Here is a 24,702-nt window from a genome sequence, read left to right on the forward strand (position 1 = left end):
GGGCCGGACTTTGAGTTTCGTCTGGAGCGCAGCTACCCGGCGCGTGAACTTATCACCCAGTGGCGGGAGACGGATTTACAGTTTATCCAGCGCATTCTGTCAGAGGTGGGGATTTACTGGCGTACGGAGATGGATGATGTGCGCGGTCTGGATACGTACATTTTTGCCGACAGCCAGCTTAACTACCGGTTTGACGTGCGCCTGCCGTACCGTGAGCCATCGGGTCTGTTTGACGGTGCGGCGGAGTCAGTCTGGGATGTGCGGACCTGGCACAGGGTAGTCACCGGCACCGTCGCCACGCGGGATTACAACTACCGGACAGCCACCACGCCGATGGATGCGACGGTCAGCGTGCGCAGTAATGCGGTGACGACGGGTGAGCACTACCGCTACGCCGCGCCGTACCGGGAAGCAGGCGACGACAGCGACCCGGAGCCGGAAACCGAGTCCGGCGCATTTTATGCCCGGCTTCATCACGAGCGGGAACTCAATAAATCAGCCCGTATCCACCTGTTCAGCAACGCCTCCGTACTGTCACCTGGTCAGGTGCTGGAGCCGCAGGGCGATGTCATTGCCGCCCTGAAAGAGGGGGCCATCCTCACGCTGGTGGCCTTCCGGGGAGCGCGGGATTCCCGCCTGCACGTATCGGTGTGGGGCATGCCTTACACCGAACGTTACTGTTTCCGCCCGGCGGACATCCCGCGCCCGGAAATTCACGGCACGCTTCCGGCCCGCATTGAGAGCCGGGAAAAGAACGATATCTACGCCCACCTGGACGACCAGGGACGCTACCGCGTCAGGCTGGACTTTGACCGGGACGATGCTGAACAGGGATTCGCATACCTGTGGCTGCGGATGGCGAAACCGTATGCCGGGGAGACGTACGGCTGGCATACGCCACTGACCGACGGGACCGAAGTGGCGATTGCGTACAGCAACGGCGATATTGACCTGCCGTACATTGCGTATGCGCTGCACGACTCGGAGCACCCGGACCACGTCACCCGCGACAACCATACCCGTAATATCCTGCGAACCCCGGCAAACAACAAGCTGCGCATGGAGGATAAGCGCGGAGAGGAGCATATCAAACTTGCCACGGAGTACGGCAGGACGCAGCTCAACAGCGGGCATCTGGTGGACAGCCAGGGGCAACGTCGCGGTCAGGGAATGGAGCTGCGCACCGACGAACGGGGAACCCTGAGAGCAGGCAAGGGACTGTTTGTCAGCGCGGATGCGCAGGCGAAAGCGCAGGGTGACGCACTGGATATGAGCGCTGCGCTGAAGGAAATCGACCGGCTTAACCAGCAACTGCAGCAGCTGGAAATCGCTGCGGAGCAGGCTCAGGCACTGAAGGCGGATGTTGACAGCCAGATAGCGATGTTTGCGCAGCGGCTGAAGCCTTTCAATGAGGCGCTGCTGATGTCCGCCCCGGAAGGGATGGCGCTGACCAGCGGGGAGCATCTGCAAATGACAGCCACAAAAAACGTCGCCATTAACGCCGGGGGCGATATCAGCGCCGGAACAATGGGCAATGCGACCCTGCTTACCGGGGAGAAGCTGGGGCTGTTTGCCCGCACCGGACAACTGAGCCTGAAATCCGGGGAAGGGCCTGTAGGAGGCCAGGCGCAGAATGCCAGCCTGCGGCTGTTTGCGGAGAAGAAGCTGACGATGAGCTCGGCGGGTGACATCTCTCTGGCCGGGAAAAAAGGTATCACGCTGATTGGTGGCGGCAGTTACCTGAAACTTGAGGCGGGGAAGGTTGAATACGGCACGACAGCAATGTACCTGCGAAAGGTGAAAAGGACGATGGCGGCGGGAAGCATTACCCTGGAGCAGCGTCCGACTGAAATGCCCGCTCCATTACCAAATTTATCATGTGGTCCAAATACAGCGTATTTCAGGGTCCTGGATTCCTTAACAGAATCTGAAAATATTGAGTTTGCATATCAATTACAGACACCTACCGGTACAGCGGCAGGAAGAACGGATTCAGCCCTGACGCATGTAGTAAATTCAGATACAGAAGAAAACGTAAACCTGGTCTATGTTTTCCAGATCAGAGCGGGGACAAGGTAATGGCAGTTTCATCAACAACAACCACAAAAGAGCAGGAGCAGCAGGAAAAGAAGGTCAGTGTTGATTTCTTTCACATTGATATGATTCCCAATGCAATGAGAAAGATGGGCTGGGAAATGGCACCCAAATTAATGGAGCATTGGTTCAGTATTTTCCCAACTTACTCATTTAATAAAGAATCAAAAACGGAACTTTTAAACTGCGATGCAAGAAGCCTCCCTCCATCTAAGGTGAATGATAACATTGTGAAAATGGCATGGGCGAATCAGTATCCCCAGGTTAAAAATGGTATTAATGAGCTTAGGTCAACGTGGCACACCATAAATAGCCGAAAGATATTAAAAAGGCATATATCCAAGTTAGATATCTCTGAAGGGGGAACTATTAAGTTTGGGTTTTCAGATGATGTGAAAGAATTAGATGCGACAGCTCAGGCTAATTTTCTTATAATTGGCGATAAATTCGATACGATAAATGATTGGTATGGCGCAATTGGTAATTGTAATTTAAAAGTATGCGTCCGTGGGACAGTCAATCTACTTAATGACATACTTACTCTGACTATTGAGTCTTTAGGGTTTTATATTAAAGATACATACGACTTTCTGGATAATCATAAATTTGGTATCGATATACCAGAGTCATTAGGCATTTGGGGGAAAGAACGAATTCTAAATAAAGTGGAAACACTTTCGTATATGTCATCCTACGGATCAGGTGCATTTGGACTTTTAGTTGAAATATTTCCCGGCTTTGTGCCAGTGTTTAATTCCGACTTCAGGAAATGGCAAAAAAAACATAACACTGGTGGAGACTATATAGTTTTTTCTGATTTGCTTTGGCTGCCACCATTAGATAAAGACCGTTTGGTGATTCTATGAATAAAATGAAAAGGTTGAAATTATGTCTATTATTCACACCATTTTTTATATTGTGGATGATTTTATCACCAACAGCCTTCACTGGAGATTTCAACAAAACACACGAAAAAATTAGTGAAGATGGAAAATACAAAATTGTGGCTTATTATGTCCTGCCCACTACCCCAGTATCTTTTTTTCAATGGGCTTTCGAAGGTGATGTTTTTTTGGTACTGTATGATGCGGATAATAATTATTTAGGCCAAAGTTCACCATTTTGGTTTACAGACCAATATACTATTTTTGGAAATGATATACTTTTCCCTGATGATACTGATGGAGAAGATAAGTCATTATATCTTAACGGGGTGAATGATTTTACCGAAGGTTACACAATCCCCGTAAAAAAGAAAAAATGGTGGAGTGTTTTTTACTCATTCTTTTATTGAATAGTAAGAACCCAAAAATGATGGTTGTTTTATGATGAAGCGAGTTTTCAGTGCTTTTTTATCGCAGTATTAATGGTTGCTTTTCTACGAAGAATTTGCTACAAGCCTCTATTTAGTGTTAACCCTGCTCGCAGGCCGCAATTGATAGTGAGGTCTGGCTGCTCAGGGATCGCAAAGCGGTAGATGCCGCTGATTACCCGACCTTGCTTCGCAAGACCGATACGGTACTTCAGGACGACGTACTGGCGTCAAAGAGCTGCGGGTGAGGCCTGTCAGCATGTATAGCTGTTGCCGAAGTTGGTGACTCAATGATGAACATTATAATTTTCATCTCTTTAGCCGCCCATATGCAGCAAAACATCAGAATTAAGCAAATACCAAACAGAAAGAACCAAACGGGGGAAGATGCAAAAATCCTCCGGCAATAGCGCTGGAGGATGAGTGTATAGGAGACCCCCGCGCGGGCGGGGGGAACGTTCAGACGTTTTTACGTTCGATGGTTTGCTCGCCCCAGAACAGCGAGTCTTTGTCGGTTTTTTCGAAGGCGCGAACCAGCACTTCATCGTTGCCTTCTTCCCAAATCTGCTCAGCCAGCTTTTCGTCATAATTGGCGACTTCAAAGATGGCTTCGGCAATCTCCGGAGAGGTATTGCGTAAACTTGCCCATTCGCCCACGTGGTGAGCTTTGGATTCTTGAGTTGGCATACTTGTCCTCCTGTTGGGTTAGCCGTTCAGTTTTTTGGCAAGACCCGCGACGTATTCACCCTGATAGCGGGCGATTGAAAGTTCTTCATTGCTTGGCTGACGTGAACCATCGCCACCGGCAATGGTGGTCGCACCATACGGTGTCCCGCCACGAACCTGGGAAACATCGAACAGTTCCTGCGCGCCGTAGCCAATCGGCACAATCACCATCCCATGATGGGCAAGAGTAGTCCAGGTGGAGGTGATCGTCTGCTCCTGGCCGCCGCCCGTGCCGGTAGAGCTGAACACGCTGGCCAGCTTGCCGTATAACGCGCCGGAGGCCCAGAGCCCGCCCGTCTGGTCGAGGAAGGTGCGCATCTGGCCGGACATATTGCCGAAGCGGGTCGGGGTGCCGAAGATAATGGCATCATAGTCCGCGAGCTCCTGCGGGGTGGCGACCGGGGCGTTTTGTGTTTTCCCCCCGGCTTTGGCGAAGGCTTCCGCCTGCATGGTTTCCGGTACGCGTTTAACCACGACCTCAACGCCGTCTACTCTGTTTGCGCCTTCTGCTACTGCGTGAGCCATGGTTTCAATGTGTCCATACATGGAATAATAGAGCACCAGAACTTTTGCCATTTTGCATCACTCCTCGTTGGTTTTTCTTACAGCGGATCGCTGCGTTCCTTTAAAGATATGACATCACAGCCAGACTGCAAAAATGAACGGCATTTCTTTGATATATAACAATATCTTTTGGTTACGCGCCTTGTAGCAAAATGAAACAACTTTCGCGGCGCGGATTTTCAAAATATAAGAATGGCTTATGAATGACTTCACCGATATTACATACGAAAGGCTGAGATCATGTTGCAGAATATTACCTCTCGCTTGCCGGATAGCCGCATTACACTAAGCTTAGTTTCACGCGGCACAGATAAAGGCACTGTCCTTGAGCCGCGAGGTGAAAGAATCCTCTTTTACTGAATGCAATATGATGTCTAATGTTTCACACTCTGGAGGTTAGAGATGGCAAACCATCGTGGTGGTTCAGGTAATTTCGCTGAAGACCGTGAAAGAGCATCAGAAGCAGGTCGTAAAGGTGGCCAGTCTAGCGGGGGCAACTTTAAAAACGACCCTCAGCGCGCATCAGAGGCTGGTAAAAAAGGGGGTAAAAATAGCCACGGCAGCAACAAGTAGTACGCCGGGTTAACTCCCTGCCGCCGGGTTTCCCGGCGGTTTTTTTATGTCTGCTACATTGAACTGTCATCAAAGGCATCGCACACTACAGGATTGATTCTTCGTGCTGGTGTCCCATGTCCGTTTCCCGTTTTACCTTCTCCATTAAGCCTCAGGAAGCGATCCTGATTTTGATCACCATGTTCTGGGGCGGAACCTTTCTTGCCGTTCAGTACGCGGTCACGATGAGCGATCCGTTTTTCTTTGTGGGGCTGCGCTTTGCAACCGCGGCGATTGCCGTGGCGCTCATTTCGCTGAAAACCCTGCGCGGATTGACCCTGAGAGAGCTTAAGGCGGGTGTCGCCATTGGTGTGGCGATTGCCATGGGCTACAGCCTGCAAACGTGGGGGCTCCAGTCTATCTCCAGCAGTAAATCCGCCTTCATCACCGCCATGTACGTACCGCTGGTGCCGCTGTTGCAGTGGCTGTGCCTCGGCAGAATGCCGGGCCTGATGTCGTGCATTGGCATCGTGCTGGCGTTCATCGGCCTTATTTTATTAGCCGGGCCGGAAAATAATCTGCTGGCGCTGGGGCCGGGGGAGATCATCACTCTGGTGGGGGCCGTCGCCATTGCGGCAGAAATTATCCTGATTAGCGCCTGGGCAGGAAAAGTGGACGTCAAGCGGGTGACGGTCGTGCAGCTTGCCACCGCGTCGCTGGTGGCGTTCGCGACGATGGTGCCGGCAGGGGAGTCCGTCCCGCCGATGTCTACCGGGCTTATCGTCGTGGCGCTGGGGCTGGGCATTTTCAGCGCCATTATCCAGGTCACCATGAACTGGGCGCAGCGCAGCGTATCCCCGACTCGGGCGACGGTCATTTATACCGGTGAACCGGTATGGGCGGGTATTTTCGGGCGACTCGCCGGGGAGCGTCTGCCGCTGCTGGCGCTGGTGGGCGCGGCGTTTATTATCGCCGGGGTGCTGGTGAGCGAGTTGAAGTTAAAAAAACGACGTAAGGCGACTGCTGGATTGAGCGCTGAACAAGGGGCAGATAGCTAATAACGCGCAGCCTGCCCGTTTAGCCCGGCGGCGCTTCGCTTGCGCGGGCCTACTTGCCAATTGTAGGCCGGGTAAGCGTAGCGTCACCCGGCAAGAAAGCGGCACGTATTTCAGGTGGAGGGGGTGATGGCTTTTCCTTGCGGTACATCCCTTTTCCGGCGGCTCAGCAGGGCATTGAGCAGGATCGCGCCGAAGGTCGCCGTGCCAATCCCGCCCACCGTAAATCCGCCCAGCGTCAGGGCGAAATCACCCGCCCCCAACACCAGCGTTACCGCCACCATGATCAGGTTACCGTTCTGGCTCAGATCAACATGATTCTGCACCCAGATACGTGCCCCTGCCACGGCAATCAGACCAAATACCACAATCGAGGCGCCGCCAATCACGGGGGCCGGGATGGTGTGGATCAATGCGCCGAATTTCGGGGAAAAGCCGAGCAGCATCGCCATCACCGCCGCCGCCACGAAGACCAGCGTCGAGTAGACTTTGGTCACAGCCATCACGCCGATGTTTTCCGCGTAGGTCGTCACGCCGCTGCCGCCGACCGAGCCGGAGAGCATGGTCGCCAGACCGTCTCCCACAAACGCCCGTCCCATATACGGATCCATATTGCGCCCGGTCATTCCCGCTACGGCTTTCAGGTGGCCCAGGTTTTCAGCCACCAGAATCACCGCGACAGGCGCGATGAGCATCATCGCCTGAGCGTTAAAGGTGGGTGAGGTCATCTGCGGCAGGCCGAACCAGGCGGCCTGGTGAATCAGTGTGAAATCAACCGGTTTGCCGAGACCGAACACGTTCGCCAGCAGCGCGTAGACCAGACAGGCCGCAATCAGCCCGACCAGGATCAGCAGCCGTTGGATCATGCCGCGCGTAAAGACCGCCACCACGCCGATGCACAGCACCGTTATCACCGCCATCCAGCTTTCAAATGGTGAGCCGGAAACGCTCTTCACCGCAATCGGCGCGAGGTTCAGGCCTATCGCCATCACCACCGCCCCGGTGACGACGGGGGGCATCATCCGCTCGATCCAGCGCGTGCCGACTTTCATCACCACCAGACCGGTCAGGGTGTAGACCAGCCCACAGGCGATAATGCCGCCGAGGGCCACGCTCAGGTTGGGGTTAATACCCTGACCGTTAAACCCGGTCGCTGCAATGACCACCCCCACGAAGGCGGCGCTGGAGCCCAGATAGCCGGGCACACGCCCGCCAGTGACAAAAAAGAACAGCAGGGTACCCATACCCGACATCAAAATGGCGAGGTTAGGATCCAGCCCCATCAGCATGGGCATCAGCACCGTCGCACCAAACATCGCGACCGCATGCTGCACGCCCATCACCATGGTCTGCCCGAGCGGGAGCCTTTCATCTGGCGCGACCACGCCTGCTTCTGTAGAGGTCGATTTCAACTGCCAGTGGGGAAGTCCGAACATGATCTGTCTCCTGAATGCGGATTAACAGGCGGGTCGCATAAGTGCGTGATAGCCGCGGTCGAACCACACCAGCCCTTGCGGCGCCGGGTGGCGTACGATGGATACGATGTCGCAAAACAGAATGTCGTGAGTGCCAACGCTCACCACCTGGCTGATGCGGCAGTCGAACGAGGCCAGCGCATTTTCCAGACGCGGGCAGCCCGTGTCGCCTGTCTGCCAGCGGGCAGCGGCAAAGCGGTCCGCCATCGGCGTTTTCCCGCCAAACAGGTTGGATAAAGGCTCCTGTCCGGCACTCAGCGTGTTAACGCACAGGGTGCGGTTCTCGCTGAAAATCGGCCAGACCGACGCGCCGCGGTTCAGGCACACCAGCAGGGTAGGCGGGGAATCCGTGACGCTGCATACCGCGCTGGCGGTGAAGCCCGCCAGGCCTGCCGGGCCGTCGGTGGTAATGATATTGACCGCTGCGCCGACGCAGGCCATAGCGTCGCGAAAGGTTTGTTTATCCGGTGTCATCACGTTCGCTCCTTACGCCAGCCCGCAGGCATCGTCAAAGGCCAGACGCGGCAGGCGTCCATACAGTTTGGTCGTATCGCCATAGCCGATGTTAATCAGCAGATTGCTTTTGAGTAGCGTGCCCGTGAAAAAGGCCGCGTCCACTTTTTCCCGGTCAAAACCCGACATCGGCCCGGTGTCCAGCCCGAGCGCGCGGCAGGCGAAAATCAGGTACGCGGCCTGCATTGAGCTGTTGCGAAAGGCGGTCTCTTCCGCCAGCGCGGGGCTGGAGGTAAACCAGCTTCTGGCATCGCCGTGCGGGAACAGTTCAGGCAGGCGCTCATAAAACTCGCTGTCCCAGGCGACAATCGCCGTGACCGGGGCAGTGAGCGTTTTCTCAAGGTTGCCGCTGGAGAGCGCCGGGCGCAGCTTCTCTTTTCCTTCCGGGCTTCGCACAAACACAATGCGCGCCGGGGAGCAGTTGGCGGACGTCGGCCCCCATTTCATCAGGTCATAAATCTCGCGCAGCGTCTCGTCACTGACCGGTATATCCAGCCAGCCGTTATGGGTACGTGCGCCGGTAAACAGCGTTTCCAGCGCGGCGGGCGTGATGGCTTCGCTCATTCAAGCTCCTTACAAAGCGGGTTCTGGGATGTGCAGCAGGCTGGCAAGCCCGTTCAGCAGCAGAGTGTTAAAGATGTCCGGCGCGGTCACATTGCAGGCATGCCCGCCCTGGCGCATGACCGTTTTGCGGGCGTGCGGGAGGGCGGCGTGCAGTTCAGCGGAGCAGACGGACGGCACCAGCAGATCGTCGGTGGAACAGATAATCTGTACGGGGCAGCGAACGCGTGCAGCGTGGCGGCTGAAATCGGCCTGTTTCAGGGCATGCAGCCTGCGCAGCAGATTGGCTTTGCCCTGAAAATGGGCCAGCGCCAGCGCGTGCTCGGCCTCCAGCCGCGGGGCGCGGGCGGCCATCCAGTCTGCCGGGTAGAGGAACAACGGCTGTGCCTCTACCCACGCCTGCGCGCCGCCCGCATGCAGCAGACGTTCGCGAACGTCAAAACAGCGGCGGGTATGGGCATTGAGGGTCAGCCAGCCGTTGACGCAGACCAGCGCGGTGAGGGCGTCGGGCTTATCGATGGCCAGCCGCAGGCCGACCAGCGCCCCCAGCGCGTGGCCGACCACGCAGTAACGGGCGATCCCGGCCTCGGCTAACGCCAGCGCAAGCTCGTCGGCCATGTGTGCGAGGGTGTAGTCTTCCGGCAGGGTATCCGGGTTATTCCCCGTGCCCCGCTGGTCGTAGCACACCACCTGATACTCCTGCCCCAGCACGGCGAGCTGGGGCAGCCAGTAGCTGCCGCTGCCGCCGAGCCCGGCAATCAGTACCACCACGGGCGCGCCCGCAAAGGGGGGCGGTGAAATGGACAGTTTCATGGCCGCCTCACTTCGCGATGTGCGCAACGGTGGCAATTTCAACCAGCGCTTCGGGCTTTACCAGCCCGCACTGGATGCAAAACCGCGCCGGTTTATCGCCGGGGAAAAACTCCGCGTAAATCTCGTTAATCGCGGCGTAGTTTTTCCAGTCGGTGATAAAGATGCTGTTGAAGGTCACGTCCTCCATAGTGCCACCCGCCGTTTCGATCACGGTTTTGATCGTCTCCAGCACGTGGCGGGTTTGCGCCTTTGGGTCATCGATAAACACCACGTTGTTGTCTTTATCAAACGGCAGCGTGCCCGAGACATACACCACGCCGTCGGCGAGGGTGCCGGGGACAAACGGGGCAATCGGGGTGCTGGTGCCCGGCGGAATAATCACGGATTTCGGCATAGTGGTTCTCCTCAGGCGATGCGGGCGAGCGGGGGATCCAGCGCGTCGCAGAAATCATTGACGTTACTGACCCAGCCAAAAAAGGTTTCGATATTGAACAGGGCGGCTTTCTGGGCAAAATCCGGCCCGGCCTGATGGGTGGCATCCTCCAGTACCACCCCAAAATACTCGAGGAAAAAGCCGTCGCGCAGGGTCGACTCCACGCACACGTTGGTGGCGATGCCGGTGAACACCAGATGACGAATGCCCCGGCTGCGCAGCAGGCTGTCGAGCGGGGTATTGAAAAAGCCGCTGTAGCGCGGTTTCGGCAGCACGATATCGCCGGCCTCCGGTACCAGCTCATCCACCAGCTGATAATCCCAGCCGCCTTTCGCCAGCAGCGTGCCCTGGAGTTCGGGCCGTTGGCGCATGGTTTTCAGGGCGTTGGATTTGTGAAAGTTGGGTGAGCCGGGACCGCCAGCCTCGACGTACTGGTCGTCCCAGCCGTTCTGGAACCAGACGATCAGCATGCCCGCAGCACGCGCGGCGCTCACGGCGGTTTTGATGTTCTCAATCACCGGCTGCGTGGTGGAGACGTCAAACCCGGCCAGATCCAGATACCCGCCTTTACTGGCATAGGCGTTTTGCATATCCACCACGATCAGCGCGCTGCGCTGCGCGTCAAAGGTAATGGTTTCCGGGCGAGCGTTGAGGGTCGTCATTACGCCACCTCCTTCGTCACGGCAGGGATGTGGGCGCGGCACTGCATCAGCGGCTGAATGCGCTCGCCGAAAGTTTCCACGCCGGTGAGAAAATCATCGAAGGTCAGCAGCACGCCTTCGGCGCCGGGCACGGCAGCCACTTCGTCGAGCATTCTGGCGACGCTGGCATACGAGCCAACCAGGGTGCCCATGTTGATATTGACGGCAGACGTCGGGTCGGCCATCTGGCGAACGTTGGTGTCCGCGCCGGAGCGGGTATCCTTCTGGCTCTGCTCGGTAAGCCAGCTCAGCGCTTCGTCATCCGCGCCGTCCTTGTATCGTTCCCATTTGGCGCGCGCGGCGTCATCGGTTTCGTCGGCAATCACCATAAACAGCACGTAGGAACCCACGTCGCGCCCGGTTTTGTCGGCCGCCGCTTTCATGCGTGCCGCGGTGGGCGCGAAGGCGGCAGGGGTGTTAACGCCTTTGCCGAAGCAGAAGTTAAAGTCGGCGTATTTCGCCGAGAATTCCATTCCCGCGTCGCTCTGCCCGGCGCAGATAACCTTCATCGGCACCGACGGCTGTGGGCTGACGCGGCAGTCGTTCATGGTGAAGAAGTCGCCTTTGAAATCGCTTTTGCCGGTGCCCCACAGATCGCGCAGCACCTGCACATATTCGGTCAGGTAGTCGTAGCGACGGGAAAAGTAATCGTCCCCCGGCCAGATTCCCATCTGCTCGTACTCCGGCTTTTGCCAGCCGGTGACCAGGTTAACGCCAAAGCGCCCGCCGGAGATGGAGTCGATGGTGGAGGCCATCCGCGCCACGATTGCCGGGGGAAGGGTAAGGGTGGCGGCGGTGGCGTAAATCTGGATGCGCGAGGTTACCGCCGCCAGGCCCGCCATCAGGGTGAAAGACTCCAGGTTGTGGTCCCAGAATTCGGTCTTACCGCCGAAACCGCGCAGCTTGATCATCGAGAGCGCAAAGTCGAAGTGGTAGTGCTCCGCTTTCTGCACGATGGCTTTATTCAGCTCAAAGGTCGGCATGTATTGCGGGGCAGTGGTCGAGATAAGCCAGCCGTTGTTGCCGATCGGTACAAATACGCCAATTTTCATCACGAACCTCTCTTCATTACGTCGCAGGTGTCACGATGTTTTTGCAAAGGCAGTGCCAGTTTTGAAAATCACTTTGTTATTAATGTGTTAAATGATGGTTGTTAAAATTAACAGCGAAAATGTGGACTGGATGGTCAAAATCATTGCACAGAAAACAGGCACTCATGCGCGCTGAGGGTGCAGAAGGTCGTGGCGAGACGGGGGTTTTGCTATGCTGAGCGCAGGACAGAAAATGGAGAGCGAAAATGACACAAGGCGCAGTGAAAACACCCGGTAAACGTTCGCAGGCGGTGAGCGCCAAGAAACAGGCGATCCTCAGCGCTGCGCTGGAGACATTTTCGCAGTTTGGTATTCACGGTACGCGCCTTGAGCAGGTGGCGGAGCAGGCCGGGGTATCCAAAACCAATCTGCTCTACTACTACCCGTCAAAAGAGGCGCTCTATATCGCGGTGATGCAGCAGATCCTCGATATCTGGCTGGCACCTCTCAAGGCGTTTCGCGAAGAGCTGGCCCCGCTGGTGGCGATAGAGGAGTACATACGCCTGAAGCTGGAGGTATCGCGTGATTACCCGCAGGCATCAAGGCTGTTCTGCCTGGAGATGTTGCAGGGCGCGCCGCTGTTGCAGGCGGAGCTGACGGGAGATCTAAAGCAGCTGGTGGACGATAAATCGGCCATTATTGCCGGATGGGTCGCCAGCGGAAAACTGGCGCCCGTCGATCCGCATCATCTGATCTTCATGATTTGGGCCTCAACCCAGCACTACGCTGACTTCGCGGCCCAGGTCGAGGCGGTGACCGGTAAAACGCTCCAGGACGAGGCGTTTTTCCAGAGCACCCTGGAAAACGTACAGCGGATGATTATCGAAGGGATCCGCGTGCGCTAGTTTCCCGGCGGAAGAGGACAGCTTAAGTCGCCCTCTTCACACTGCATCAGCGTGGCCAGAAACGCTTCGCGCTCCGCGGTTTTCTCCGCCAGACACTGGTTCACAATCATTGGCTGAACGCTCCCGCCTTCCGTACCCGAACCGATAAACGCACAGTCCGCGTCGCGCAGGCTAATCCACGCCTGCTGCGCCTTTTTCAGGAGATCGCGCTGAGGCGCTGCCGCACGTTTGATGGCGGCCTGATACGTCTCGTTGAGCTTTTTATCGGCGGCCTGGTACTGCTGCGCGCTACAGGTGTTCAGTTCAAGCTGGGTGGTCGCGTTATCGCACTCGTCGGCCAGCGCGCTGGCGCTCATGAGCAGGGCTGCACCTGCGAGAAATACTCTTTTCATCATCCCCTCCATGTAAAAAGCCGGATACGCTGTGCTTATCCGGCCTGGGCTGTTTTGTAGCCCCGGTAAGCGTAGCGTCACCGGGGAGAGTTTACACGATTAACCGATTGTCATCAGGCTGGCGTTACCTCCCGCCGCCGCGGTGTTGACGCTGAGCGAGCGCTCAACGTACAGACGCTCCAGCAGCAGGTTGGTCTCCCCGCGGGCGAAGCCCTGCACCGAGACAATCGCGCCGCTGCGGGCCGCAACCTGCTCGCACAGTTCGCGCAGCTGGTCGGAATCACCGTGGTAGATCACCGCGTCAAACGGCTGGGTCAGCAGGGCATCGGCCTTCGCAAAGCGAATGCGGGCCGAGACCGCTTTTGGCAACTGTTTGGCGAGGTCGCGATGCAGGGCATCTTCCGGCCACAGCACCTCACAGCCCGTTGCCGTTGCGGCTGCCAGCTGCACCAGCGCATCCTCCTCGTTATCCGCCACGCACAGCACACGCTCGCGCGGCATCAACGTCCAGGTGTTGCGCTCACCGGTTGGACCCGGCAGCAGACGCTGTGTTCCCGCCTGCGCCAGCTCGCCGTACTGCTGTGCAATCGCATGCAGCTCGGGACGATTTTCAGCCCACTTAATCAGCGCGTCCAGCGGCTGGGTCAGCACGGCTTTCACCTGCGCATCCACCGGATATTCCGCGTCCTGACGCGCCAGCGTCACGCCCAGCGCATTTTCCGGACGGTTTGCCAGCAGGCGGTACAGATAGAGCGGACCGCCCGCTTTCGGGCCGGTGCCGGAGAGACCTTCACCGCCGAATGGCTGCACGCCCACGACCGCGCCAACCATATTGCGGTTGACGTACAGGTTGCCGACTTTAGCATTGCCGGTCACCTGGGCAATAGTTTCGTCGATACGGGTATGCACGCCAAGCGTCAGGCCGTAACCCGAGGCGTTGATCTGATCGATCAGCTCGTTGAGGTTGTTACGGTTGTAGCGCACCACGTGCAGTACCGGACCGAAGACCTCTTTTTTCAGCTCGTCGAAGCTTGCCAGCTCAATCAGCGTTGGCGGCACGAAGGTGCCTGTCTGCCACTCGCGGGCATCTTCGCTGTTCTCGCGCACCGCCTGGAACACCGGACGGCCTTTGGCACGCATGGTCTGAATGTGGTTTTCGATGTTGGCTTTGGCTTCCGCGTCGATCACCGGCCCGATGTCGGTGGTGAGACGGCCCGGGTTGCCCATGCGGCATTCCGCCATCGCACCGCGCAGCATCTTCAGCGTGTGGTCAGCCACGTCATCCTGTAAGCACAGTACGCGCAGGGCGGAACAGCGTTGGCCCGCGCTGTCGAAAGCAGAGGCCAGCACGTCAACGACGACCTGCTCGGTGAGCGCGGAGGAGTCCACGATCATGGCGTTCATGCCGCCGGTTTCAGCGATCAGCGGGGTAGGACGGCCCTGCGCATCCAGACGGGTGGCGATGTTGCGTTGTAGCAGGGAGGCCACTTCGGTAGAACCGGTAAACATCACGCCGCGTACGCGGTTATCGGAGGTCAGTTTGGCCCCGACCGTTTCACCGCGCCCTGGCAGCAGCTGCACCACGCCCGCCGGTACGCCCGCTTCCAGCAGAATGCTAATGCCCTGGGCGGCAATCAGCGGGGTCTGCTCTGCCGGTTTCGCCAGAACGCTGTTGCCTGCGGCCAGCGCCGCGGCAATCTGGCCGGTGAAGATCGCCAGCGGGAAGTTCCACGGGCTGATACACACCACCGGGCCGAGCGGACGGTGGGTTTCGTTGTCGAAATCATCGCGCACATGACCGGCGTAGTAGTGCAGGAAGTCGACCGCCTCGCGCACTTCGGCGATGGCGTTGCTGAAGGTTTTACCCGCTTCACGCACCAGAATGCCGATAAGCTGCTGCATCTGATCTTCCATCAGCACCGCCGCGCGTTCCAGAATGGCGGCACGCTCCTGCGGCGGGGTGGCAAACCAGATTGGCGCGTTGTTCACCGCGCTCTCCAGGGCCTGCTCCACTTCCGCTTCCGTGGCTTCGCGCACGTAGCCGACGATATCCTTCGGCTCTGCCGGGTTGATCACCGGCTGCATTTCACCGTCCTCAACGGACTGCTCAAGGATCGGCCTGGCCTGCCACTTCTGCAATGCGCTGTTTAGCAGGGCAGAAGAGAGCGACGCCAGACGGTGTTCGTTGGCGAGATCCAGACCCGCCGAGTTGACGCGACCTGCACCATACAGCTCGCGCGGCAGGGCAATCTTCGGATGCGGCAGACCAATCTGGCCTTCCTGCGCCGCCATCTTCTCAACGGCCTGTACCGGATCGGCCACCAGTTCGTCCAGCGGCAGGGTGGTATCGGCGATGCGGTTAACGAAGGAGGTGTTCGCCCCGTTCTCCAGCAGACGACGCACCAGGTAGGCCAGCAGGGTTTCGTGGGTACCTACCGGGGCATAAATTCGGCACGGACGGTTCAGCTTGCCGTCGGCCACTTTACCGGTCACCTGCTCGTACAGCGGTTCACCCATGCCGTGCAGGCACTGGAACTCGTACTGGCCCGGATAGTAGTTCTGACCCGCGAGGCTGTAAATCGCCGCCAGGGTGTGGGCGTTGTGGGTGGCGAACTGCGGATAAATCAGGTTCGGCACGCCGAGCAGTTTTTTCGCGCAGGCGAGGTAAGAGACGTCGGTATAGACCTTGCGGGTATAGACCGGATAACCTTCCAGACCTTCCATCTGGGCGCGTTTGATTTCGCTGTCCCAGTAGGCGCCCTTCACCAGACGGATCATCAGGCGGCGACGGCTGCGGCTGGCCAGGTCAATCAGGTAGTCAATGACGAACGGACAGCGTTTCTGGTAGGCCTGGATAACGAAACCAATCCCGTTCCAGCCCGCCAGCTCCGGCTCGAAGCACAGTTTTTCCAGCAGGTCGAGGGAGATCTCCAGACGGTCCGCCTCTTCGGCGTCGATGTTGATGCCGATGTCATACTGGCGCGCCAGCAGGGTCAGGGACTTCAGGCGCGGGTAGAGTTCTTCCATCACCCGGTCGTACTGCGCACGGCTGTAGCGCGGGTGCAGGGCGGAGAGCTTAATGGAGATGCCCGGGCCTTCATAAATGCCGCGGCCGTTGGAGGCTTTACCGATGGCGTGGATCGCCTGCTGGTAAGAGACCATGTAGGCCTGCGCGTCGGCGGCGGTCAGCGCCGCTTCACCCAGCATGTCGTAGGAGTAGCGGAAGCCTTTGTCTTCCAGCTTGCGGGCGTTCGCCAGCGCTTCGGCAATGGTTTCCCCGGTGACGAACTGCTCGCCCATCAGGCGCATCGCCATGTCCACGCCCTTGCGGATCAGCGGCTCGCCGCTTTTGCCGATGATGCGGTTCAGAGAGCGCGACAGGTTGGCTTCGTTATGGGTGGAGACCAGCTTGCCGGTAAACAGCAGGCCCCAGGTGGCGGCGTTAACGAACAGGGACGGACTGCGGCCAATGTGGGAGTGCCAGTTGCCGTTGCTGATTTTGTCGCGGATCAGGGCATCGCGGGTGGCTTTATCCGGAATACGCAGCAGCGCTTCCGCCAGACACATCAGCGCCACGCCTTCCTGCGAGGAGAGGGAGAACTCCTGCAACAGACCCTGCACCATACCGGCGCGTCCGCTGGCGGTTTTCTGGTTACGCAGCTTGTCGGCGAGCTGATACGCGAGGCTGTGCGCCTGAGCGGCAACGGCTTCCGGCAGGCGCGCCTGCTCCAGGAGCATCGGCACGGCGTCGGTTTCGGCACGGCGGTAGGCGCCGGTAATGGCGGCGCGGCTGACGGACTGCGGCAGGATCTGCTCGGCAAATTCGAGGAACGGCTGGTGGTTCTCTTCAACGGCCGTCGCGGCCTCTTCGCTTTCGTTCGCTGCACCCGCCAGCAGGGCAGGCAGCTCCGGCAGGCCTTCTTCACTCTCCAGTCTTTCCAGATAGTTAAAAATCGCCTGCTTGATTAACCAGTGCGGTGTGCGGTCGATGCGGGTCGCAGCGGTTTTAATCCGTTCGCGGGTAGCGTCATCCAGCTTAACCCCCATGGTGGTCATCCCCATGCCAAAACTCCTGTTGTTCTGTAATAGCGTTCTGTTGATAGCGTGAAATATCCACCATGTTGCAACTTTGTGCAACCGTGTTAAATGTGACCTGGTCTGCAAGCTGGAAAATGAATGGATTGTTAACGATTGGTTAGCTGTGAAAAAGAACGTGCGGCGGTTTCTGAGCCCAGTTTTTATGCGGTGCTTAACACTTTTTAAAGGTGCAACCCGTAAAAGCGTGAGCGAGTGCAACCTATAGGAAAGACGTATAAAACCAGGGATGAAATTCATGTAAATGCAGTGTTAAATCGTTTGTCAGTGGGATGCGTATACGGCAGGATAGCGCGCCCAACGGAAACACATACACACATCACTACGTTCCGGTGATGACATAACAAGGCAACCCGGACGGTTGTCGCTCGACATTTTGGAGAATTTGAATGGCTATTAGCACACCGATGCTGGTGACATTTCTCGTTTATATTTTTGGCATGATCCTGATAGGGTTTTTGGCATGGCGTTCCACTAAAAACTTTGACGACTACATCCTCGGCGGGCGCAGCTTAGGCCCGATGGTCACCGCACTCTCTGCGGGCGCTTCCGACATGAGCGGCTGGCTGCTGATGGGGCTGCCGGGCGCGATTTTCATCTCCGGTATCTCCGAAAGCTGGATCGCCATCGGCCTGACCGTTGGCGCGTGGATCAACTGGAAGCTGGTGGCAGGCCGTCTGCGCGTGCACACCGAAGCCAACAACAACGCCCTGACGCTGCCGGACTACTTCACCGGACGCTTTGAAGATAACAGCCGTATCCTGCGCATTATCTCCGCGGTGGTGATCCTGCTGTTCTTCACCATCTACTGTGCCTCCGGCATCGTGGCGGGCGCGCGCCTGTTCGAAAGCACCTTTGGCATGAGCTATGAAACGGCGCTGTGGGCCGGTGCGGCCGCGACCATCATCTATACCTTCGTGGGCGGATTCCTGGCGGTTAGCTGGACCGATACCGTGCAGGCGAGCCTGATGATCTTCGCCCTGATCCTGACCCCGGTGATTGTCATTTTTACCGTCGGCGGCTTTGGCGAATCGCTGGAAGTGATCAAGCAGAAGAGCATTGAAAACGTCGATATGCTGAAAGGGCTGAACTTCGTCGCCATCGTCTCTCTGATGGGCTGGGGCCTGGGCTACTTTGGCCAGCCGCACATTCTGGCGCGTTTCATGGCGGCGGATTCTCACCATACCATCGTTCACGCGCGTCGTATCAGCATGACGTGGATGATCCTGTGTCTGGCGGGGGCGTGTGCGGTTGGCTTCTTCGGCATCGCCTACTTCAATAACAACCCGGCGCAGGCGGGCGCTGTGAACCAGAACGCCGAGCGCGTGTTCATCGAGCTGGCGCAGATCCTGTTCAACCCGTGGATTGCCGGTATTCTGCTCTCCGCGATCCTCGCGGCGGTGATGTCCACCCTGAGCTGCCAGTTGCTGGTGTGTTCCAGTGCCATCACCGAAGACCTCTACAAAGCGTTTCTGCGTAAGGGCGCGAGCCAGAAAGAGCTGGTGTGGGTAGGGCGCTTTATGGTACTGCTGGTGGCGCTAATTGCAATTGCGCTGGCGGCAAACCCGGAAAACCGCGTGCTGGGGCTGGTGAGCTACGCCTGGGCGGGCTTTGGTGCAGCATTTGGTCCGGTGGTGCTGTTCTCTGTACTGTGGTCACGCATGACCCGCAACGGCGCGCTGGCGGGGATGATTATCGGTGCGGTAACCGTTATCGTCTGGAAACAGTTCGCGTGGCTGGGCCTGTACGAAATTATTCCGGGCTTCATCTTCGGCAGCCTCGGTATCGTGGTGTTTAGCCTGCTGGGTAAAGCGCCGTCTGCCGCCATGCAGAAACGCTTTGCGGAGGCGGACGCGCACTATCACTCAGCGCCGCCGTCTAAGCTCCAGGCTGAGTAATTTTCCCCTCACCCTAACCCTCTCCCCGGTGGGGAGAGGGGATAGTCCTTTCACCTTTGTGAGTCTTCATCAATGAGAATTAAAACAGGGTTAATGGTGGCAGCATTCGTGCTGCTGGCGGGCTGTAACGCACCCTCGCAGCATGCGGCGGTGGAAACCTGCAAAGCAGAAAATCAGATGCAGCAGACCACGCTCTATTTCGGCTTAAACCGTCCTGCCGGGGCGCAAATCACAGGCAACGAATGGCAGCAGTTTGTCGACCAGGACGTGACGCCACGCTTTCGCGATGGTTTAACGGTATTTGATGCGCGCGGTCAGTGGCTGGGGAATGATGGAAAAGTGGCACGCGAGCCGAGCAAGGCATTGATGCTGATCCACGCTAAAGACGCGCAGAGTGAGAAGAATATCGAAGCGTTGCGCGGGATCTATAAGTCACGCTTCGCGCAGGAGTCGGTGATGCGGGTCGACCAGCCGGTGTGCGTGCAGTTTTAATGAAAACGGCGGGAAATCCCGCCGTTGTTGTTTTGTAGGCCGGGATCGCTGCGCGCCACCCGGCATTGCATCAGAGCACCAACCCCGCAAAACTCGCCGACAGCAGGCTTACCAGCGTTGCCCCGTATACCAGGCGTAAACCAAACCGCGACACCACGTTACCCTGTTGCTCATTCAGACCTTTTATTGCCCCCGCCACAATGCCAATGGAAGCGAAGTTAGCGAACGACACCAGGAACACGGACAAAATACCCAGCCCGCGCGGTGACATTTGATGGGCTATTTTTTGCAGCTCGATCATCGCCACAAATTCATTCGCCACCAGCTTGGTTGCCATAATGCTCCCCGCGTTTAAGGCATCGCTCAGCGGAATACCAATAAGCCACGCCAGCGGATAAAACACATAACCCAGAATCTGCTGGAAGCTCATGCCAAATATGCCGGAGAAGAGGGCGTTAATGGCGCTAATAAGGGCGATAAAGCCAATCAGCATCGCCAGAATAATCATCGCCACCTTAAAACCGGCCAGAATATACTCGCCCAGCATTTCAAAGAAGCTCTGGGATTCGTGCAGTTTTTCCAGCTTGATATCCGGCTCCGCTTCCGGGCGGGCCGGGTTAATAACCGAAAGAATAATAAAGGTGCTAAACATGTTCAGGATCAGCGCCGCGACGACAAATCTGGCGTCGAGCATAGTCATATAGGCCCCGACAATCGACAGCGAAACCGTCGACATGGCCGTGGCAGCCATCGTAAACAGACGACGCGAGGAGAGATCGCCCAGCACGCCTTTGTAGGCAATGAAGTTTTCCGATTGACCGAGGATCAGCGAACTCACCGCGTTAAAGGATTCCAGCTTGCCCATGCCGTTCAGTTTTGACAGCAGCGTCCCGATCACCCGAATAAAGATCGGCAGAATACGCCAGTGCTGAAGAATACCAATCAGTGCCGAGATAAAAATAATGGGGCAGAGCACGCCAAGGAAAATGAACGCCAGCCCTTTTTCCCCCATCCCGCCAAAGACAAAATTCGTCCCTTCGGCAGCGAATTTAAGCAGCGACTCAAAGAAACCGGAGACGTATTTAATAATAAACAGGCCGCTTTCTGCGTGGAGGAAAAAGAACGCCAGCGCGATTTCGATCACGATCAGCTGTAAAACGAAACGAATACGAATTTTTCGGCGGTCGAAACTCACCAGCCAGGCGAGCGCAAGAATAATCACCAGCGCCAGCAGGAAATGGACAATTTTAAACATGGCTTATTTTCAGTTGGTTTTCGAGGCGGACATTTAGCCACAGCCCCGGTTAACCGTAAATGGGCATTTTCGTTATACCTTATAAACGTAACGGTTACTCAGGCAATTATTACTCCGCAATGCGTTTACATCTGGTCATCAAAACGCAACACATTTCGCTTGTTTTTCTTGTTGCCGTAATGATAATCACTATCACAAGAATTTACTTTTCTTTGCATCAGTTGACCGCGATAAACATTTAAGGTGTCGGCATGTTTGTTCCTTTTCTCATTATGTTACGTGAAGGCCTTGAAGCGGCCCTGATTGTTAGCCTTATCGCCAGTTATCTGAAGCGTACCCAGCGCGGACGCTGGATTGGCGTGATGTGGGTTGGGGTTTTCCTTGCTGCGGCGCTCTGCCTGGGCCTCGGTATCCTCATCAACGAAACCACCGGGGAGTTCCCGCAGAAAGAGCAGGAGCTGTTTGAAGGGATCGTCGCCGTGATTGCGGTGGTGATCCTCACCTGGATGGTGTTCTGGATGCGCAAGGTCTCCCGTAACGTGAAAGTACAGCTTGAGCAGGCGGTGGATAACGCCCTGCAAAAAGGCAACCACCACGGCTGGGCGCTGATCATGATGGTCTTTTTCGCCGTGGCGCGTGAAGGCCTGGAGTCTGTGTTCTTCCTGCTCGCGGCTTTTCAACAGGACGTGGGCATCTGGCCCCCACTGGGCGCGGTGCTCGGGCTGGCCACGGCGGTTGTGCTTGGCTTCCTGCTCTACTGGGGCGGCATTCGTCTTAACCTGGGCGCGTTCTTCAAGTGGACCAGCCTGTTTATTCTGCTGGTGGCCGCAGGGCTGGCGGCAGGGGCGATCCGCGCCTTCCACGAAGCGGGTCTGTGGAACCACTTCCAGGACGTGGCGTTCGATCTCAGCAACGTCCTGTCGACCCATTCACTGACCGGTACCCTGCTCGAAGGGATCTTCGGCTACCAGGAAACGCCGAGCGTCAGCGAAGTGGCGATGTACTTTATCTATCTGGTTCCGGCGCTGATCCTGTTCGCTATGCCGCCGCGTACCGGCTCGCAGACGTCGCGCGTAGCGCCGTAAGTGCTGTTTTAGTTACAACATACTTTTAAAGGGAAGAGTCATGGCCATTCAGTTCCGTCGTAGTGCGTTATGCGCAGGCATTGCCGCGCTGTTCGTGTCTGCCTTCACCGCTCAGGCGGCAGATATTCCGCAGGTAAAAGTCACCGTCAACGATAAACAGTGCGAGCCGATGACCATCACGGTTAACAGCGGTAAAACGCAGTTTATTATTCAGAACCACAGCCAGAAGGCGCTGGAGTGGGAGATCCTGAAAGGCGTGATGGTGGTGGAAGAGCGCGAGAATATCGCGCCGGGCTTCAGCCAGAAGATGACCGCAAATCTTCAGCCCGGGGAATATGACATGACCTGCGGCCTGCTGACTAACCCGAAAGGTAAGCTGATCGTCAAAGGCGCAGCGACGGCGGACGCGGCCAAGGGCACGGCGTTGCTAAGCCTCGGCGACGCCATTACCGCCTATAAAGCCTACGTCACCAAAGAGACAGCGGACCTGGTGGCAGGCACCAAAGCCTTTACCGACGCGGTGAAAGCGGGCGATATCGAAAAAGCGAAATCCCTGTATGCGCCTACCCGTCAGCACTACGAGCGCATTGAGCCGATTGCCGAACTGTTCTCTGATCTCGATGGCAGCATTGACGCCCGTGAAGACGACTACGAGCAGAAGGCCGCCGATCCGAAATTCACCGGCTTCCACCGTCTGGAAAAAGCCCTGTTTGGCGATAACTCCACCAGTGGGATGGAGAAATACGCCGAGCAGCTCAACAGCGACGTGCTGGAGCTGCAAAAACGCATCAGCGAGCTGGCATTCCCACCGTCGAAAGTGGTGGGTGGCGCAGCGGGCCTGATTGAAGAAGTGGCCGCCAGCAAAATCAGCGGTGAAGAAGATCGTTACAGCCACACCGATCTGTGGGACTTCCAGGCGAACGTCGACGGCGCACAGAAAATTGTCGAGCTGCTGCGGCCTCAGCTGCAAAAAGAGAACGGCGAGCTGCTGGCGAAAGTGGATGCCAACTTTAAGAAAGTTGACGCTATCCTGGCGAAATATCGCACCAAAGACGGGTTCGAAACCTACGACAAGCTGACCGATGCTGACCGTAACGCGCTGAAAGGCCCGATAACCACCCTGGCGGAAGATCTCTCCCTGCTGCGTGGCGTACTGGGTCTGGATTAAGCGATGAACAAGCATGACGAATACGACGTGGCGGAACCTTCCCGACGTCGGTTGTTAAAAGGGGTAGGGGCGCTGGGCGGCGCGTTTGCCCTGGCGGGAGGCTGTCCGGTGGCGCATGCGGCAAAACCGCAAAGCGCCCCTGGCACGCTCTCCCCGGATGCGCGTATGGAAACGCAGCCGTTTTATGGTGAGCACCAGGCGGGGATCCTGACGCCGCAGCAGGCCTCGATGATGCTGGTGGCTTTCGATTCGCTGGCGAGTGATAAAGCCGACCTTGAGCGTCTGTTCAGGCTGTTGACCACGCGTATTGCCTTCCTCACCGCCGGCGGTCCCGCACCGGAAACACCGAATCCGCGCCTGCCGCCGATGGATTCCGGCATCCTCGGCGCGTTTATCGCTCCCGATAATCTGACCATCACCGTGTCGGTGGGGGAATCGCTGTTTGATGATCGCTACGGACTGGCGAAGCAGAAGCCGAAAGCGCTGCAAAAAATGACGCGATTCCCGAATGATTCTCTCGACGCGGCGCTGTGCCACGGCGATCTGCTGTTGCAGATCTGCGCCAATACCCAGGATACGGTGATCCACGCCCTGCGCGATATTATCAAGCACACCCCGGATCTGCTGAGCGTGCGCTGGAAGCGGGAAGGTTTTATCTCTGACCACGCCGCGCGCAGTAAAGGGAAAGAGACGCCGGTCAACCTGCTGGGCTTCAAAGACGGCACCGCCAACCCGGACAGCAGCAATACCGCGTTGATGAAGAACGTGGTATGGGTGACGGCGGATCAGGGCGAACCGGCCTGGGCGGTCGGAGGCACCTATCAGGCGGTGCGTATCATTCAGTTCCACGTGGAGTTCTGGGATCGCACGCCGCTGAAAGAGCAGCAAACTATCTTTGGTCGCGATAAGCAAACCGGCGCACCGCTCGGCATGAAGCACGAGCACGATGAACCCGACTACGCCCGCGATCCGAACGGGGATGTCATCGCGCTGGACAGCCATATTCGCCTCGCCAATCCTCGCACCAAAGAGACGCAGTCCAGCCTGATGATGCGCAGGGGCTACAGCTACTCGCTGGGAGCGACCAACTCCGGTCAGCTTGATATGGGACTGCTGTTTGTCTGCTATCAGCACGATCTGGAGAAGGGATTCCTCACCGTGCAGAAGCGGCTCAACGGCGAAGCGCTGGAGGAATATATTAAGCCCATCGGCGGCGGCTATTTCTTTGCCCTGCCCGGCGCGCGTGACGCGAACGCCTGGCTCGCTCAGGGTCTGATAGAAGCCTGATAATCGTCCCTGCGACAGTTCGCGGGGACATTATTTTTTCGAAGGACTATCTTATTGTTATATTTCTGTAATATTTCTATATAAGACTGATTTTCCATGTAGGGGCAGTCCTAAAAGTTGCATTCAGGTAAAATAAATGTTGCATTTATGATAATTCCTGATGTACTTAAGAGAAGACAGCGGTAGTTCCCGGCAGTGATATTAACTCACTATGGAGATCGCGAATGGTTGCGTCCTGTACTGGACAAGGTAAACACATCAACCGCAGTACCCGGCGCGGAGGCTCAGACTCCGG

The 24,702-nt window shown here is 57.1% G+C and carries 23 protein-coding genes; 11 read left to right on the forward strand and 12 right to left on the reverse strand.

The features are described 5' to 3' along the window. From IM290_RS20190 to IM290_RS20200, 3 genes are all read left to right on the forward strand, one after another. On the forward strand, window positions 1-2,079 hold a 2,079-nt coding region (locus IM290_RS20190; protein ID WP_193354494.1), incomplete at its 5' end, for a type VI secretion system Vgr family protein. Continuing rightward, window positions 2,079-2,960, forward strand: coding sequence for a DUF6402 family protein (locus IM290_RS20195; RefSeq protein WP_193042531.1), 882 nt, complete (start codon window positions 2,079-2,081; stop codon window positions 2,958-2,960). The genes IM290_RS20190 and IM290_RS20195, both read left to right, overlap by 1 nt. Next, window positions 2,957-3,388, forward strand: coding sequence for a DUF6201 family protein (locus IM290_RS20200; RefSeq protein ID WP_050597034.1), 432 nt, complete (start codon window positions 2,957-2,959; stop codon window positions 3,386-3,388). Before IM290_RS20195 ends, IM290_RS20200 begins: the two co-directional genes overlap by 4 nt. Before the next feature lie 477 nt (window positions 3,389-3,865). On the opposite strand, the gene IM290_RS20205 is transcribed toward IM290_RS20200, so the two are convergent. Both IM290_RS20205 and wrbA read right to left on the reverse strand, forming a co-directional pair. Beyond that, window positions 3,866-4,093, reverse strand: coding sequence for a YccJ family protein (locus tag IM290_RS20205; RefSeq protein ID WP_006809324.1), 228 nt, complete (start codon window positions 4,091-4,093; stop codon window positions 3,866-3,868). A gap of 18 nt (window positions 4,094-4,111) precedes the next feature. Beyond that, a complete protein-coding gene (wrbA, locus tag IM290_RS20210) occupies window positions 4,112-4,708 on the reverse strand; it encodes an NAD(P)H:quinone oxidoreductase (protein ID WP_006809323.1) in 597 nt (198 codons plus the stop codon). A gap of 390 nt (window positions 4,709-5,098) precedes the next feature. On the opposite strand from wrbA, the gene IM290_RS20215 reads away from it, so the two are divergent. After that, on the forward strand, window positions 5,099-5,269 hold the full coding sequence (locus tag IM290_RS20215) for a general stress protein (RefSeq protein WP_001273664.1): 171 nt from the start codon (window positions 5,099-5,101) through the stop codon (window positions 5,267-5,269). Between the two features lie 116 nt (window positions 5,270-5,385). Beyond that, the gene (locus tag IM290_RS20220; protein ID WP_023296284.1) at window positions 5,386-6,306 is read left to right on the forward strand and encodes a DMT family transporter; all 921 of its coding nucleotides are present in this window, start codon (window positions 5,386-5,388) and stop codon (window positions 6,304-6,306) included. 110 nt (window positions 6,307-6,416) lie between these two features. Here the strand turns inward: IM290_RS20220 and rutG are convergent, their stop codons facing one another. The 7 genes from rutG to rutA are packed head-to-tail and all read right to left on the reverse strand — an operon-like array spanning window position 6,417 to window position 11,851. Continuing rightward, window positions 6,417-7,739 (reverse strand): pyrimidine utilization transport protein G, encoded by a 1,323-nt coding sequence (gene rutG / locus IM290_RS20225; protein ID WP_193042530.1) that lies wholly within the window; start codon window positions 7,737-7,739, stop codon window positions 6,417-6,419. Between the two features lie 21 nt (window positions 7,740-7,760). Beyond that, window positions 7,761-8,252: an NADH-dependent FMN reductase RutF gene (gene rutF / locus IM290_RS20230; protein ID WP_015570873.1), complete on the reverse strand. Its 492-nt coding sequence runs from the start codon at window positions 8,250-8,252 to the stop codon at window positions 7,761-7,763. Window positions 8,253-8,264: 12 nt separating this feature from the next. Further along, the gene (locus IM290_RS20235) at window positions 8,265-8,855 is read right to left on the reverse strand and encodes a malonic semialdehyde reductase (RefSeq protein ID WP_017693662.1); all 591 of its coding nucleotides are present in this window, start codon (window positions 8,853-8,855) and stop codon (window positions 8,265-8,267) included. Window positions 8,856-8,864: 9 nt separating this feature from the next. Continuing rightward, window positions 8,865-9,665: a pyrimidine utilization protein D gene (rutD, locus tag IM290_RS20240; protein ID WP_193042529.1), complete on the reverse strand. Its 801-nt coding sequence runs from the start codon at window positions 9,663-9,665 to the stop codon at window positions 8,865-8,867. Window positions 9,666-9,672: 7 nt separating this feature from the next. Next, window positions 9,673-10,059, reverse strand: a complete 387-nt coding sequence (gene rutC, locus IM290_RS20245) for a pyrimidine utilization protein C (protein ID WP_015570870.1) — start codon at window positions 10,057-10,059, stop codon at window positions 9,673-9,675. Window positions 10,060-10,070: 11 nt separating this feature from the next. After that, on the reverse strand, window positions 10,071-10,760 hold the full coding sequence (rutB, locus tag IM290_RS20250; protein ID WP_032653188.1) for a pyrimidine utilization protein B: 690 nt from the start codon (window positions 10,758-10,760) through the stop codon (window positions 10,071-10,073). Further along, complete coding sequence (rutA, locus tag IM290_RS20255; RefSeq protein WP_003858092.1) at window positions 10,760-11,851, reverse strand: pyrimidine utilization protein A; 1,092 nt, start codon at window positions 11,849-11,851, stop codon at window positions 10,760-10,762. Before rutA ends, rutB begins: the two co-directional genes overlap by 1 nt. Window positions 11,852-12,096: 245 nt before the next feature. Here rutA and rutR point away from each other — a divergent pair, with 245 nt between their 5' ends. Next, window positions 12,097-12,735 carry an HTH-type transcriptional regulator RutR gene (gene rutR, locus IM290_RS20260; RefSeq protein ID WP_003858090.1) on the forward strand — a complete coding sequence of 213 codons (639 nt, stop codon included), beginning with the start codon at window positions 12,097-12,099 and terminating at the stop codon, window positions 12,733-12,735. Here rutR and IM290_RS20265 read toward each other — a convergent pair. After that, on the reverse strand, window positions 12,732-13,127 hold the full coding sequence (locus IM290_RS20265) for a lysozyme inhibitor LprI family protein (protein ID WP_017384770.1): 396 nt from the start codon (window positions 13,125-13,127) through the stop codon (window positions 12,732-12,734). The two genes, rutR and IM290_RS20265, sit on opposite strands and share 4 nt — an antisense overlap. 99 nt (window positions 13,128-13,226) lie before the next feature. Continuing rightward, window positions 13,227-17,189 (reverse strand): trifunctional transcriptional regulator/proline dehydrogenase/L-glutamate gamma-semialdehyde dehydrogenase, encoded by a 3,963-nt coding sequence (putA, locus tag IM290_RS20270; RefSeq protein ID WP_193042528.1) that lies wholly within the window; start codon window positions 17,187-17,189, stop codon window positions 13,227-13,229. A 422-nt stretch (window positions 17,190-17,611) separates the two neighbouring features. Between putA and putP the strand changes: the two genes are divergently transcribed. Together putP and IM290_RS20280 are read left to right on the forward strand one after the other, a co-directional pair. Then, window positions 17,612-19,120, forward strand: coding sequence for a sodium/proline symporter PutP (gene putP / locus IM290_RS20275; protein WP_193042527.1), 1,509 nt, complete (start codon window positions 17,612-17,614; stop codon window positions 19,118-19,120). Between the two features lie 72 nt (window positions 19,121-19,192). Then, window positions 19,193-19,612, forward strand: a complete 420-nt coding sequence (locus IM290_RS20280) for a DUF3574 domain-containing protein (RefSeq protein WP_193042526.1) — start codon at window positions 19,193-19,195, stop codon at window positions 19,610-19,612. Between the two features lie 70 nt (window positions 19,613-19,682). Here the strand turns inward: IM290_RS20280 and IM290_RS20285 are convergent, their stop codons facing one another. Next, window positions 19,683-20,867: a NupC/NupG family nucleoside CNT transporter gene (locus IM290_RS20285; RefSeq protein ID WP_193042525.1), complete on the reverse strand. Its 1,185-nt coding sequence runs from the start codon at window positions 20,865-20,867 to the stop codon at window positions 19,683-19,685. Window positions 20,868-21,118: 251 nt separating this feature from the next. Here IM290_RS20285 and efeU point away from each other — a divergent pair, with 251 nt between their 5' ends. Genes efeU through efeB form a run of 3 tightly spaced genes read left to right on the forward strand, consistent with a single transcriptional unit; the run spans window position 21,119 to window position 24,407 of the window. Continuing rightward, the gene (efeU, locus tag IM290_RS20290) at window positions 21,119-21,952 is read left to right on the forward strand and encodes an iron uptake transporter permease EfeU (RefSeq protein WP_017384765.1); all 834 of its coding nucleotides are present in this window, start codon (window positions 21,119-21,121) and stop codon (window positions 21,950-21,952) included. 40 nt (window positions 21,953-21,992) lie between these two features. Next, on the forward strand, window positions 21,993-23,120 hold the full coding sequence (gene efeO / locus IM290_RS20295) for an iron uptake system protein EfeO (protein ID WP_039271135.1): 1,128 nt from the start codon (window positions 21,993-21,995) through the stop codon (window positions 23,118-23,120). Between the two features lie 3 nt (window positions 23,121-23,123). Beyond that, the gene (gene efeB, locus IM290_RS20300; protein WP_193042524.1) at window positions 23,124-24,407 is read left to right on the forward strand and encodes an iron uptake transporter deferrochelatase/peroxidase subunit; all 1,284 of its coding nucleotides are present in this window, start codon (window positions 23,124-23,126) and stop codon (window positions 24,405-24,407) included. Window positions 24,408-24,702: the final 295 nt, after the last annotated feature.

It is taken from the genome of Enterobacter cloacae complex sp. S1 (assembly GCF_014930525.1).
GTDB classification, from domain to species: domain Bacteria; phylum Pseudomonadota; class Gammaproteobacteria; order Enterobacterales; family Enterobacteriaceae; genus Enterobacter; species Enterobacter hormaechei_C.